Annotated in this window: 15 protein-coding genes; 7 read left to right on the plus strand and 8 right to left on the minus strand. The window is 64.1% G+C overall.

The annotated features are described in order from the left end of the window. Positions 1-115 precede the first annotated feature (115 nt). Positions 116-799 (minus strand): GNAT family N-acetyltransferase, encoded by a 684-nt coding sequence (locus SPR01S_RS18655; RefSeq protein ID WP_066592401.1) that lies wholly within the window; start codon positions 797-799, stop codon positions 116-118. A gap of 62 nt (positions 800-861) precedes the next feature. Then, the gene (locus tag SPR01S_RS18660) at positions 862-1,425 is read right to left on the minus strand and encodes a YqgE/AlgH family protein (protein WP_066592452.1); all 564 of its coding nucleotides are present in this window, start codon (positions 1,423-1,425) and stop codon (positions 862-864) included. A gap of 111 nt (positions 1,426-1,536) precedes the next feature. On the opposite strand from SPR01S_RS18660, the gene SPR01S_RS18665 reads away from it, so the two are divergent. The 4 genes from SPR01S_RS18665 (at position 1,537) to SPR01S_RS21925 (ending at position 4,597) form a co-directional block, all read left to right on the plus strand. Then, complete coding sequence (locus SPR01S_RS18665; protein WP_066592410.1) at positions 1,537-2,019, plus strand: peroxiredoxin; 483 nt, start codon at positions 1,537-1,539, stop codon at positions 2,017-2,019. A gap of 102 nt (positions 2,020-2,121) precedes the next feature. After that, the gene (locus tag SPR01S_RS18670; protein WP_066592415.1) at positions 2,122-2,436 is read left to right on the plus strand and encodes a hypothetical protein; all 315 of its coding nucleotides are present in this window, start codon (positions 2,122-2,124) and stop codon (positions 2,434-2,436) included. A 58-nt stretch (positions 2,437-2,494) separates the two neighbouring features. Next, positions 2,495-3,931, plus strand: coding sequence for an AMP nucleosidase (locus SPR01S_RS18675; RefSeq protein ID WP_066592416.1), 1,437 nt, complete (start codon positions 2,495-2,497; stop codon positions 3,929-3,931). Positions 3,932-4,024: 93 nt separating this feature from the next. After that, a complete protein-coding gene (locus SPR01S_RS21925) occupies positions 4,025-4,597 on the plus strand; it encodes a hypothetical protein (RefSeq protein WP_174531911.1) in 573 nt (190 codons plus the stop codon). A gap of 22 nt (positions 4,598-4,619) precedes the next feature. Here the strand turns inward: SPR01S_RS21925 and SPR01S_RS18685 are convergent, their stop codons facing one another. The 4 genes from SPR01S_RS18685 to SPR01S_RS18700 are packed head-to-tail and all read right to left on the minus strand — an operon-like array spanning position 4,620 to position 8,404. Further along, positions 4,620-5,324 (minus strand): SIMPL domain-containing protein, encoded by a 705-nt coding sequence (locus SPR01S_RS18685; protein WP_066592422.1) that lies wholly within the window; start codon positions 5,322-5,324, stop codon positions 4,620-4,622. Then, positions 5,324-7,153 carry a M2 family metallopeptidase gene (locus tag SPR01S_RS18690; protein ID WP_066592424.1) on the minus strand — a complete coding sequence of 610 codons (1,830 nt, stop codon included), beginning with the start codon at positions 7,151-7,153 and terminating at the stop codon, positions 5,324-5,326. Before SPR01S_RS18690 ends, SPR01S_RS18685 begins: the two co-directional genes overlap by 1 nt. 53 nt (positions 7,154-7,206) lie before the next feature. Continuing rightward, the gene (locus SPR01S_RS18695) at positions 7,207-7,980 is read right to left on the minus strand and encodes an alpha/beta fold hydrolase (protein ID WP_066592425.1); all 774 of its coding nucleotides are present in this window, start codon (positions 7,978-7,980) and stop codon (positions 7,207-7,209) included. Further along, positions 7,961-8,404: a GFA family protein gene (locus tag SPR01S_RS18700; RefSeq protein WP_066592428.1), complete on the minus strand. Its 444-nt coding sequence runs from the start codon at positions 8,402-8,404 to the stop codon at positions 7,961-7,963. The genes SPR01S_RS18695 and SPR01S_RS18700 overlap by 20 nt, the downstream gene beginning before the upstream one ends. Positions 8,405-8,483: 79 nt before the next feature. On the opposite strand from SPR01S_RS18700, the gene SPR01S_RS18705 reads away from it, so the two are divergent. Genes SPR01S_RS18705 through SPR01S_RS18715 form a run of 3 tightly spaced genes read left to right on the plus strand, consistent with a single transcriptional unit; the run spans position 8,484 to position 11,596 of the window. Next, positions 8,484-8,936 (plus strand): MarR family winged helix-turn-helix transcriptional regulator, encoded by a 453-nt coding sequence (locus SPR01S_RS18705; protein WP_066592437.1) that lies wholly within the window; start codon positions 8,484-8,486, stop codon positions 8,934-8,936. Next, complete coding sequence (locus SPR01S_RS18710; RefSeq protein WP_066592439.1) at positions 8,929-10,023, plus strand: HlyD family secretion protein; 1,095 nt, start codon at positions 8,929-8,931, stop codon at positions 10,021-10,023. The genes SPR01S_RS18705 and SPR01S_RS18710 overlap by 8 nt, the downstream gene beginning before the upstream one ends. Continuing rightward, the gene (locus tag SPR01S_RS18715) at positions 10,016-11,596 is read left to right on the plus strand and encodes a DHA2 family efflux MFS transporter permease subunit (protein WP_066592441.1); all 1,581 of its coding nucleotides are present in this window, start codon (positions 10,016-10,018) and stop codon (positions 11,594-11,596) included. The genes SPR01S_RS18710 and SPR01S_RS18715 overlap by 8 nt, the downstream gene beginning before the upstream one ends. A 10-nt stretch (positions 11,597-11,606) precedes the next feature. On the opposite strand, the gene SPR01S_RS18720 is transcribed toward SPR01S_RS18715, so the two are convergent. Together SPR01S_RS18720 and SPR01S_RS18725 are read right to left on the minus strand one after the other, a co-directional pair. Continuing rightward, a complete protein-coding gene (locus tag SPR01S_RS18720; RefSeq protein ID WP_066592444.1) occupies positions 11,607-12,044 on the minus strand; it encodes a GFA family protein in 438 nt (145 codons plus the stop codon). Beyond that, positions 12,041-12,688: a 2-hydroxychromene-2-carboxylate isomerase gene (locus tag SPR01S_RS18725; RefSeq protein WP_066592447.1), complete on the minus strand. Its 648-nt coding sequence runs from the start codon at positions 12,686-12,688 to the stop codon at positions 12,041-12,043. The genes SPR01S_RS18720 and SPR01S_RS18725 overlap by 4 nt, the downstream gene beginning before the upstream one ends. Between the last annotated feature and the right edge of the window lie 91 nt (positions 12,689-12,779).

A 12,779-nucleotide genomic window follows, 5' to 3' on the forward strand; every position in this document is an offset into this window, starting at 1 on the left:
CCCTCCGCCACTAGCCTACCGGCCTGTTGCTCGTTGGTCGCGGCCCCCCTCCACCATCGCTGGCGCGATGGTCCCCCTCCCCGTTCCGGGGAGGATTTGTAAGGCTAACGCTGCCCTAAACCCGCACCAGCACACTCGCCGTGACGGTACCACGGGCCCGGAAGCCCAAGCTCTCATACAGCGCGATCGCCCCTGCATTGCTGGCATACGCATGCAGCCATGGCGTCTCGCCCCTTGCCAGCATGCGCTCCGCCACCACGCGCATCAGCGCCCCAGCATAGCCGCGACCGCGATAGTCGGGACGGGTACAGACGCCGCTCACTTCGCTCAGGCCCGGCATCTTCATCCGCTCGCCCGCCATTGCGATCAGCGCGCCGTCTTGCTTCACGCCGATGAAATCGCCGAGCCGGTTGGTGTGGGCGGCATAAGGGCCCGGTTGGGTGAGCATCGCGAGATCATACATGGCCGGCGCGTCGTTCTCGTCGAGCTCCACGATCTCGAATGCCGGGGGTTTTCCGGGAACCGGTTCCTCGCAGATCATCTGCACGCATTCGGCTCGCCGCACGAAGCGCGTCCCGGGCGGCGCGGGCCAGTCCTCGCGCTCGACCATCCACAATTCGCCCTGCTCGGGCACCAGGGCGGCAAGCGCGGCGAGACTTTCGGGCGAGCGATCGGCGGCCGCGCCGAACACGCCATAATCGCGATCGATCCGCCAGGCGCGCTCATCGCCCTCCGCGATTCGCGCCCAATATGTCGTCAGCGCGTTCCATACCGGCCGGTCGAGTTGCTCGTACCCCATGGATCATGCGCTAAACTGTGTCCCGGCGATCGCCAAGAGCGGGCGCCAAGAGCGGACCGGCGTCAGGCCGTGCCCGTCTGGCTCGCAAGCAACCGCGGATCGATTCCGGCGCGTTCGAACCCCTCCGTCCAGCGGTCGCCTGCTTCGGTATCGAACAGCAGCCGCTCATCGCCCGCGATATTGAACCAGCCGTGGCGCAGCATCTCGCCATCGAGCTGTCCCGCACCCCAGCCGGCATAGCCGAGCGCCACCAGCCAGCGGCTAGGGCCCTGCCCGTCGGCGATCGCCTTCAATATGTCGATCGTGCCCGACAAAGCCCAGCGCCCGGCGACGTCGATTGTGTCCTGTCCCGACCAGTCGGTCGAGTGGAGCACGAACCCGCGACGCGGCTCGACCGGTCCGCCGAAATGAACCGGCGCGTCAGGTGCCTCGCCCGGCTCGATATCGAATTGGTCGAGCACGTCGTGCAGCCCGAGTCCATTGATCGTCGCGCCGATGCCGATGCCGATCGCGCCTTCCGCATCGTGCCCGCACATCGCGATCACCGCGTGCTCGAATCGCGGATCGCCAATACCCGGCAAGGCGAGCAGGAACTGCCCGGTCAGAAAAGGCGCGGCTGATTCCATCATCTCCAGTGTAAGCCGGTCGGACCGCTGCCGTCACGGCTTGAATTTCCCGGCAGCGATGCCAAGTGCCGGGCGCGCGGCGCGTTGATGCGCCTATGAGGAGAGAACGACATGACCATTGCCGTTGGCGACAAGCTTCCTTCCACCACCATCGTCAAGGCGACCGAGAATGGTCCCGAGCAGGTCAGCTCGGACGATTTCTTCGCCGGACGCAAGGTCGCTCTGGTCGCCGTCCCGGGTGCTTTCACCCCGACCTGCTCGGCGCGCCACCTTCCCGGTTTTCTCGACAAGGCTGACGACATCAAGGCCAAGGGCGTCGACGAGATCGCCTTCACCTCGGTCAACGACGCGTTCGTGATGGGCGCCTGGGGCAAAGCCAATGATGCAGCCGGCAAGGTCACCATGCTGGCCGATGGCAATGCCGATTTCGCCAAGTCGGTCGGTCTCACCTTCGATGGCTCCAAATTCGGCATGGGCGAGCGCAGCCAGCGTTATTCGATGATCGTCAACGATGGCGTCGTCGAAGAACTGAACGTCGAAGCGCCCGGCGAGTTCAAGGTCAGCTCGGCGGAGCATCTGCTCGAACAACTCTGATCAAACTCCGATCGTCGCCGAACCGAAACAATCGAACACGGCCACGGGAACGCTAGGGATAACCCTGCGTTCTCGCGGCGTCCCGTTTTTGTGGAGATTCCCATGGCCGACGATACCATCAACCCCGCCGCACCCGCCGCCGATACCTCGTTGATCGACAGCGCGATCGATACTGCCGAAAGCGCGCTCGACACCGCGATCACCGGATCCAAATCGTTCCTGTCCAAGGCGCAGGAGACGTTGACCAGCGCGGCTGAAAGCGCGGTGGCGGCGGCCAAAGAGCATCCGCTTGCTGCTGCCGGGATCGCCGCCGGAGCCGCCGCCGCCGTAGCGGGCGCCGCGTTCGGCGCGTCGAAGCTGATGTCGGACGACACTGATACAAGCGCAGGGTCGAAAAGCGCCAAGAAGAAAAGCTGACGCATCGACGTTACGGCCCCGACTTGCCAGCGTCATCCGCGTACTTTAGCTGCAGCGGATGACGCAGGCTTCCGATATCGTCGCCGAACTTGATCGGCTCTATTCCGCCTCGGTCGAACGTCTCCAGGACGCGCTGACGGCCTATCTCACCAGCGGCAAGACGCCCGACCCGAAATCGCGCACCGACGGTTCGTTCGCCTATCCCGAAATCCAGCTGATCTATCGTGGTGACCATGATCGGCCGACGCCGCTGCGATCGTTCGGCCGGCTGTCTGAAGCCGGCAATTATCGCATCAGCGTGACCAAGCCGGCCATCTATGCCGACTATCTGACCGAACAGCTCACCTTGCTGATCGAGGATTACGACGTCGAGGTCACGGCGGTTCCGGGGCGTCAGGAAATCCCCTTCCCGTATGTGCTCGATCCGAGCCACGCGCTCAATCTCGACGAAGTGTCGGCGGTCGAACTGGCGCGCTGGTTCCCGGCGACGGAACTGGCGCATATCGGCGACGAGATCGCTGACGGTCTTCCTACACCGGGCGAAGCGCGGCCGCTCGCCCTGTTCGACGGACTGCGCACCGATTTCAGCCTGGCCCGACTGCGGCATTATACCGGCACGCCGCCCGAACACGTGCAGCGCTATGTGCTGTTCACCAACTATCACCGCTATGTCGACGAGTTCGTCCGCTGGGCATTCGACCAGCTCGGCGAGGGAAGCCGGTTCAGCGGCGTGTCCGGCGCGGGCGGCGTTCTGTTGCGCGCGGGGGACGACATCGAGGCGGTGCTCGCCGATACCAGCGCATGGCGGCGGCACCAGATGCCGGCTTACCATTTGATGGCCGACGATCGCACCGGCATCACGCTGGTCAATATCGGCGTGGGGCCGTCCAACGCAAAGACGATCTGCGATCACCTGGCGGTGCTCCGTCCCGAAGCGTGGTTGATGATCGGCCATTGCGGCGGACTCCGGCCCAGCCAGCGGATCGGCGACTATGTCCTGGCGCACGCTTATTTGCGCGACGACCATGTCCTCGACGACGTGCTGCCCCCCGAAATCCCGGTTCCCGCGATCGCCGAGGTCCAGGTCGCGATGGCGCGCGCTGCGGAGAAGATCAGCGGCCAGTCGGGCGAGGAGCTCAAGCGCCGCCTGCGCACCGGTACGATCGTCACCACGGACGATCGCAACTGGGAATTGAGCTATACCAAGTCGGCGCTGCGTTTCTCGCTCAGCCGCGCGGTGGGGATCGACATGGAATCGGCGACGATCGCCGCGCAAGGATATCGCTTCCGGGTGCCCTACGGCACCTTGCTCTGCGTCTCGGACAAGCCGCTCCATGGCGAGCTCAAGCTGCCGGGCCAGGCCAACCGCTTCTACGAACGCGCGATCAACGAGCATATGCGGATCGGCATCCAGACCTGCGAGGAGCTTCGCCAGGAAGGCGCCAAGCTCCACAGCCGCAAATTGCGCGCGTTCAACGAGCCGCCGTTCCGTTAATCACGAACCCAGCTGTCACGGGACTATCACGACCCTGAAACAATCTGGTATGCGCGGGCGTTAGCGACCAACGAGAACAGGGGATCAGCTCTCATGGCCACGACGCCGAAAAAGACGCCTGCCAAGCCCGCCGCCACCAAGGCGGCTGCGAAACCCAAGGCGCCCGCCAAGCCGAAAGCGGCTGGCACGCCCACGGCGGAGCCGGAAGTGAAGGCCGCCGCAGCGACGAAGACGCCCGCCAAGGCGCCGGCGAAGACGGCAGCCACCAAGCCGAAGGCCGCAGCGAAACCGAAGGCAGCCGCAAAGCCCGTCGCCAAGGCGGCCGGCGCCGCGGCTGCGACCACGCCCTCATCGAAGACGGCCGCCAAACCCGCGGCGAAGGCCAAGCCTGCAGCGAAGCCCAAGGCCGCCGCGGCTCCCAAGGCTCCGGCCACGCCCAAAGCGCCCGCCGCTCCCAAAGCTGCTGCGGCTCCCAAGCCTGCTCCAAAGCCGACCCCCGCCACGCCGGCACCCGTGCCTGCGTCCGCAGCACCAAGCCGCGCCGCGACAATCGCCAAGAGGGGCGGCATTGCCGCCGGGATCGCCGGTGCGATCGGCGCCGTCGCCGCGTTGTTCACGCTCCGCAGCAGCAGCCGAAAGAGCGAGCCGAAGGACGAAGACTCTTGAAAACGGGGTCAGTGAGCAACCGCTAGCGTTTCGGATCGATCCGGTACGTCACTGTTATCGTTACTTCGGTGGCAACGACGTCGCCGGTCGATTTCTGAAACATAGCGAAAGCCGGAACCTTGCCGTTGGTCGCCTGAAACATCCCTGAGATATCCGATTTTTCGCTGATCGCAGTGAGCGTTGCTGATCCTAACCCCAGATTCGCGGAATAAGCGTCGGCCTCCGCGCGGGCTTTGGTCAACGCGTCTGCCTTCGCAGCGCGCCGGGCCGGCACCGCGTCATTCAGTGAAGACAATGGTGTACCAGTGTTCTTGACGCCTGGCATGCCGGTGATCGCCGCCTTGGCCTGAGTGATGACGGCACGGGTGGGCGCAGAGATAGTGACAATGGCGCTGGCCTGAACCTTTCCCTCGGTCTTGTCCTCGCCAACTGCGCCGCCGCGCAAGCTCATTGCCGCGACGGGGTCGGTGGCGAACAATTCGAATTCATTGCCGTCGCGGGTCTCGCCATGCGCGCCTGCCGCCGCGACCTTGGTAAGCACATCTTGTTTCCGTTTGGCCAGCGTGGCTGCTGCCGCCGCATCGCTGTCCCCGCCCGCAGTCACCAATGCGGACAGTTCGAATCGATCGGCAGGCGTTTCCACATGGCCGACCGCGACAATCTCGACCGTAACCGGCTGCGCATTCGCCGGTGCCGCCAGCGCAAGCCCCAGCCAGAAAGGTGCCATTACCATCCGCTCGGTTTCCCCTTATTCTGCTCGTCGAGCCATTTCTTGAGTGGCGCGAAATAGTCGACCAGCGCCTGGCCCGAAATCTCGCGGCTGCCGGTGAAGGCCTGGAGCGCGTCTGGCCACGGCTTGGACTGACCCATCTCGAGCATCTTCTGCAGCTTCGCGCCGACATCCTTGTTGCCGTAGAACGAGCAGCGATGAAGCGGGCCGGTCCAGCCGGCCTGCTTGCATGCCGCCTGATAGAATTGGAACTGAAGCAGGCGCGCCAGGAAATAACGCATGTACGGCGTGTTCGCCGGGATATGGTATTTTGCCCCCGCATCGAACCGCGAGGCGTCGCGCGCGACGGGCGGCTTGATGCCCTGATATTGCAGCCGCAGCGCATCCCAAGCCGATTGATATTGATCGGGCTTGATCGAGCCGTTGAACACGCCCCAGCGCCATTTGTCGACGAGCAGGCCGAACGGCAGGAACGCCACCTTGTCCATCGCCTGACGCAGCAGCAAACCGGTGTCCTTATCGGCGCTCGGCACGCGCGATTTGTCGAGCAGGCCGATCTGGACGAGGTAATCGGGCGTGATCGACAAAGCGACGAAATCGCCGATCGCTTCGTGGAAGCCGTCATTGGCGCCGTTCTCGTACAGGAACGGCTGGTTCATATAGGCGCGCTGGTAGTAATTATGCCCGAGCTCGTGATGGATCGTCACGAAATCGTCGGCATTGACCTTGGTGCACATCTTGATGCGCACGTCCCGCTTGTTGTCGATGTCCCAGGCCGAGGCGTGGCATACGACCTCGCGATCCGCGGGCTTGACGATCATCGATCGCGCCCAGAACGTGTCGGGCAAGGGCGCGAAGCCGAGCGAGGAATAGAAGCCCTCCCCCGTCTTCACCATCTTGATCGGATCGTATCCCTTGGCCTTGAGCAGCGCCTCGGTATCGTAGCCGATATCGCCCGACCCTCGGGGCGCGACGATGTCGTAGATATTGCCCCATTCCTGCGCCCACATATTGCCGAGCAGGTCGGCGCGGATCGGGCCGGTCTTCGGCTGGACGGCATCGCCATATTTCTCGTTGAGCTTCCAGCGGACATAAGTGTGGAGCGAGAGATAGAGCGGTTCGACCTGCTTCCACAGCCGGTCGGTCATCTTGGCGAAATCGTCGGGCGGCATGTCGTAGCCCGAGCGCCACATCGCACCGACATCGGCGTAACCGAGTTCCTTGGCACCCTGGTTCGAGATGTCGACCAGATGAGCGTAATCGGCCTTCATCGGCACGCCGACATTGTCGTTCCAGCTGACCCACATCTCCTTGAGCTTGGCGGGGTCGCGGGTCGTCCCCATCGCCGCCTCGATATCCGATCCGTTGATCGGCTTGCCGTCAAGCGTGCCCTTGCCCTTGCCGTATTCGGACTGGAGCCGGGTCGCTATCGTCGAGAGTTCGTCCGCAGCCCCCGGACGCGACGGTGCCGGCAGAGTTATGCCGTTGCGGATCAGATCGAGCTTGCGCTTGGTGTCCGGCGACAGGCCGGGAACGTTGAGATATTTTGCGGCCTCGCCCGCATATTTGACCGCGAGTTCGGTCTGCCGCGCTCCCACCTCGGCCGCCATCGCGTCGGTATCGTCGGTGATGTAGGTCGCGTTTATCCAGCCGGCGCGATTGGCGTCGACCGAGATGCCGGCGAGATCCTTTTCCGCCTTGGCGACGAAGGTGTCGGCGTCCGCCGCGGTTGCCGGAGCGTCCTTGTTAGGCGCGGTCGCAAGGACCACGGCACCAGAAAGAACCAACGCGAGCGCAAGGCCGGACGCCATCGCGGTACGGATCATGTTCGACTCCCTGAACGTAGGAGTGCGACACTGATCCCGTGTCTAGGCCGCGGTCAAGCCGCGAGGAAATCGGCGATCGCCTGGCCGAGTTCGGGTTTGACCACCGCACTCATATGATTGCCCGGCACTTCGACATAGCGCGCATGGGGCAAGGCATCGGCGAGCGCCGCAGCGCTGCCATTGTCGTCGTCATCGGCGCCGTTCACGCAGAGCGTAGGCCAGTCGAAACGCTCGATCTGCTCGATCGGCGTGCTGACGAACGTGTCGATCACGCCCAGCAAAGCCTGGGGATCGCCGCCGGTTGTCTTCAGGAACGCCTCGGCAAACCATTCCGGGCTGTTGCGCTCGTGCTTGCCCAGGTTGGTCAGGATATTGCGGAAATGTCCGCCGCGGCGGTCGGCCGCGATCAGGCCGTCCAGTCCCATGCCCGAAAAGACCACGCGGCGCGGGTCGGCACCCGTTGCCAGCATCCGGCAGGTGGTCCGCGCGCCGAGCGAATAGCCGCCGAGATCGTAATCGGTGAGGCCGAGATGCGCGATCAGCGCAAGCCCGTCCCTGGCCAGCGCGTCGGGCGGATAGGCGGCGGGGTCGTGCGGCCGCGCGCTCGACCCGTGACCGCGCAGGTCGGGCATGATCACCCGGAATCCCTTCGCGGCGATGGCGGCAGCGTGACCGTAGCGGATCCAGTTGGTCTCGGCGTCGGAGAAGAAGCCGTGGATCAGGACGACCGCGTGCGCGCCTCCGTCTCTCGGCCCCATCTCCCGCCAAGCGATGCGCTGGCCGTCGAAACTGTCGAAATATTGCGGCTCAATCGGGGAGTTTGCCAACGCTGTTCATCCATTTGTCGACCAGGATCTGATGCTCGTCGGTGCGCTTGGCCGGAAGGGTGCTGGTGTCAAGCCATGCCTCGTGCCAGCTCTCCTTGCCGAAATGGCTGGTCGGCTTGAAGCGCGATGGGTCGTCGAAGCTGCCCACGATGAGGTCGAGATTCTCGCCGTCGTCGAACTCGAAGGTCAGCGGCGTTCCGCAAGCCGAGCAAAAACCGCGCCGCGCGAAGGGCGACGACCGATAGCGATCGGGTTCGCGTTCCCAAGTCACCGCCGCCTTGGGGACATTGCGAAACGCTATCGATACGCCGCCCGTCGCCCGCTGGCACATGCGGCAATGGCACAGATAGGCATCGTCACTGTCGATGGCGGCCGCGTAGCGCACCCTTCCGCACTGGCATCCGCCGGTCATCGTGTCGGCCATCGCTCTCTCCATGCTGCAACTGCGAAATTTTTTGCGTCAGAGTCTATTTTATATAAGCATACTCATTATATGCGACGTCATGAGCGACTCACTCGGATTCCTGATTAGCGACGTCTCGCGGCTGATGCGCCGCCGTTTCGACGAACGTGCGCGCGAAGTCGGCGCGACGCGAGCGCAGTGGCGCACCTTGACCACACTCAGCCGTAACGAAGGGCTGAACCAGGGCGCTTTGGCCGATTTGCTCGAAGTTGAGCCGATCACGCTTTGCCGGATGATCGATCGGCTCGAGGAATCGGGATTGGTCGAACGCCGTCGCGACCCCGCCGACCGGCGCGCATGGCAGTTATTCCTGACCGACAAGTCGAAGCCGATCCTCGACGACCTGCGCCGCATGGCGGACGACCTCTTCGTGCAGGTGTTGTCCGGCCTTGACGATGCCGAGCGCCAGGCACTGGGCAAGTCGCTCGAGCGGATGCGCGCCAATCTGCTCACACTCCCTTCCCCCCGTACGACCGAGACTGCTCATGGCTGACGCCGATCCGAAAATCGAAACGAAGCGCGACCAGGTTGCGGCTGCCAACGTCATCGAAACCGTCGAGGCGCCCGCCCCCCAGGCGAAGAAGCGGAACTGGATCCGCCTTGCGCTGATGATCAGCGTTCCGCTGCTCATCGCGGCGGTCGCCGGCTATTTCTACCTGACTGGCGGCCGCTACGAGAGTACCGACAACGCCTATGTCGAGCAGGACACGGTGTCGATCAGCCCCGACGTGTCGGGTCGCATTGTCGATGTGCGCGTGAAGGAAAACCAGCGGGTCAAAGCGGGCGACGTTCTGTTCGTGATCGACCCTGAACCGTACCGCATCGCGCTCGAACAGGCGAACGCAGCGATCGCCAGCGCGAAGGTCGATGTCTCGACCAAGGCGACCGACACCGGGAGCGCCGCCGCCGACATCGAAAGCGCCAATGCCGATATCGCGCTCGCGCAGGCGACCTGGCAGCGCCAGGACGCATTGTGGAAGAAAGGCTTCACCACCAAGGCAGCGCTCGACGCCGCTCAGCACGAAGTCCTTGCCGCCAAGGCGCGTCTCGCCACGGCGCGGGCAGCTGCGCAAAAGGCGCAAGTCCAGCTCGGCAGCGGAGTCGCAGGATCGGGCGTTCCCGCGGCGGTCCAGGCCGCGATGGCCGAGCGGGACAAGGCAATGATGAACCTGACGCGCACGGTGGTTCGTGCTCCGCATGACGGCATCATCACCCAGACCAGCCGGCTACAGGTGGGCAATATCACCCCGTCGGGCGTGCCCGCGCTCAGCCTGGTGGTCACGTCGCCATGGGTCACCGCGAACTTCAAGGAAACGCAACTCGCCAACATGCGCGTCGGCCAGCCGGTCGAGCTGAAGTTCGATGCCTATCCGGGCATGAAATTGTGCGGCAAGGTTCAAAGCATCGGCGCCGGCACGGGCTCGTCCTCGTCGATCCTGCCGGCGCAGAATGCCAACGGCAATTGGGTAAAGGTGACGCAGCGCGTACCGGTACGCATCAGCATCACCTGCAAGGCCGACCGTCCGCTCATCACCGGGCTGTCGACCGACGTGTCGGTCGATACCAAACCCAATGGCTAGTGCCGCCGCTCCTGCATCGTCCGCAGCGGCGCCGCGTCCGGCTCAGCCGGCGCTGAGCCCGCCGCTGCTGGCGACCACGAACCGTCCGCTCCTGACCATCGGCGTCATGGGCGCGATGGTTATGCAGATCCTCGACACCACGATCGCCAATGTCGCGCTGCCTCATATGACGGCCGCGCTCGGGGCGACCACCGACACGATCACCTGGGTGCTGACGAGCTATATCGTCGCGACCGCGATCGCATTGCCGGCGACCGGCTGGCTGAGCGATCGGCTGGGCAGCCGCAACCTGTTCCTGATCGCGACGGGTGGATTCGTCCTCGCCTCGGCCTTGTGCGGAACCGCGGTCAATTTGGGCGAGATGGTCGTCTTCCGTGCCTTCCAGGGCATCTTCGCCGCGTTCATCAACCCGTTGTCGCAAACCGCGATGATCGACATCAACCCCAAGGAGCGCCAGGCCCAGGCCATGTCGGTCTGGGGAATGGGCGTGATGGTCGGCCCGATCCTGGGGCCGGTGCTCGGCGGCTATCTGACCGACAATTTCAATTGGCGCTGGGTGTTCTATGTCAACGTGCCGGTCGGCGCCCTGACCTTCGCCATCCTGTGGTTTCTGTTGCCGTCACGGCCCAAGGCGACGCGCTCGTTCGATTTCACCGGCTTTGCGTTCGTCGGCCTGGCAGTCGCGAGTTTCCAGCTGATGCTCGATCGCGGCCAGAACCAGGACTGGTTCTCGAGCTGGGAGATCATCAGCGAAGGGCTGATCGCGATCGCCGCGGCATGGGTTGCGCTGATCCATCTCGCCACGGCCAAGAAACCGCTGTTCGACCGACATCTGTTCAAGAACCGCAACCTCGTCACGGCGATGTTCTTCATGATCATCATCGGCGTGTCGACCATGGCGCCGATGGCGCTGTTGCCGCCGATGCTGCAGAAATTGTTCGGCTATTCGGTGGTCCAGACCGGCATGATGATGGCGCCGCGCGGCGTTGGGGTGCTGTTCACCATGTGGCTGGCCGGCCGATTGATCGGCAAGGTTGACACACGGATCGTGATCGCCGTCGGGCTGGTGCTGTTCGCCTGGTCGCTCAGGACGATGGCGAGTTGGTCGCTGGAGATGGATTCGTGGCCGGTGATCACCTCCGGCTTCATCCAGGGGCTGGGCATGGGCTTGGTGTTCATGCCGCTCAACAGTTTGGCCTTCGCGACGCTCGAACAGAATTACCGCACCGACGGTTCCAGCCTGCTCAACCTGATGCGTTCGATTGGGCAGTCGGCCGGCATCTCGATGGTCACCGTGTTCCTCGCGCGCAACATCCAGACCAGCCATGCCGACCTTGCGCAGCATATCACCGACCATGTGATGCCAGGGCTCAACCTCAGCCAGATATTTCAATACGGAATTTTGTCCGACGCCGTGTTCGAAATGGTCGACGGCATGATCAACAAACAGGCCGCAATGATCGCTTATATCGACGACTTTTACCTGATGGCGTGGATCTCGATCGCGGTGCTGCCGCTGGTCCTGCTCCTCCAGAAACCCAAGGGCAAGGTCGAGGTGGTGCACGCCGAATAAGCGCGCCGGTTCATCGCGACAGAATGGCGGCGAACTCGGCCGGCGGTGGTGCTTGCTCGAAACTGGGAACGTCCTCCGCGATCATCACCCAGGGCTGCTTGCTCTTGACCCAGATATGCATACGCGGCTCCAGGGTACGATTATGGTCGAGCGTGCCGGCGCGGATGATGGCGATCCCCGGCCGCGAGCTGTTGGTGTTCCACAGGCGGTTGTGACACACACCACAGGCGCGTTGGTGCGACAGCGCTCCGCTCTCATTGGTAATGGTGAATTCGACCACCGGCCCGGTCGCGTTGATCGCGGTTTCGGGCACCACCACCTGCTCGCTGAAGGCGCTGCCCGACCAGCGTTGGCAATCGGTGCAATGGCAGCAATAGATCGCGGTCAGGTTATCGACCGCGACTTCGTAGCGCGTCGCGCCGCAGCGACAGGCTCCGGTGAACGTCATGCGCGCTTCTCCAACCCCGCCTGTTCCATGCGCCACATAGCAAGGTCGATGCGATCCTGACCGAAAAAGGACTCGTCGTTGAACACCAGGGTCGGCACGCCCCAATGCCCGGCGGCTTCGAGCGCTTCCTGATTGGCCGCGACTTCGGCATCTAGCGCGTCTGCATCGCGTTCGGCCTCGGCATCGAGATCGGCCATGTCGAGCCCCGCGCGCGCCGCCGCGCCGGCCAGGTGATCGCCGAGATGCCAATCGACCGCCCCGCCCCAGACGAGTTGCGCCACTTCATCGGCATAAGCGAAACCCCTGCCCCGCCGCGCGGCGACCTGGCCGGTGCGGACGAGGCGGCGGATATAGGGCTGCTCGGCCGCGATCTCGCGCGTGGCGATATTCTGAATGATCGGATCGGGTCGCGGCGGCCCGAACGGGATGTTCTGATGCTGCGCGACGCGCATGACATCCCGGATCGTGTAGCGCAGCCAATTGGGGTGATTGCGCTCGAAGAAATCGGGTTGCCGGATCGCGAGCGGATAGACCGGCTTGAGGTTGATCGTCAGATCGTAATCGCGCACGATCGCGCGCCATTTCGGCAGCGCGAGATAGCTATAGGGGCTACGAAAAGAGAAATAGAGGTCGGCCCGCAGCATTCAAATCCTCCCCAAGCTCGCTTGGGGAGGGGGACCGCCGCCGAAGGCGGTGGTGGAGGGGAACGTCCCGTCCTCGCCGCTATGCGGCTGC

It is taken from the genome of Sphingomonas pruni NBRC 15498, from assembly GCF_001598455.1.
In the GTDB taxonomy this organism is placed as follows: domain Bacteria; phylum Pseudomonadota; class Alphaproteobacteria; order Sphingomonadales; family Sphingomonadaceae; genus Sphingomonas; species Sphingomonas pruni.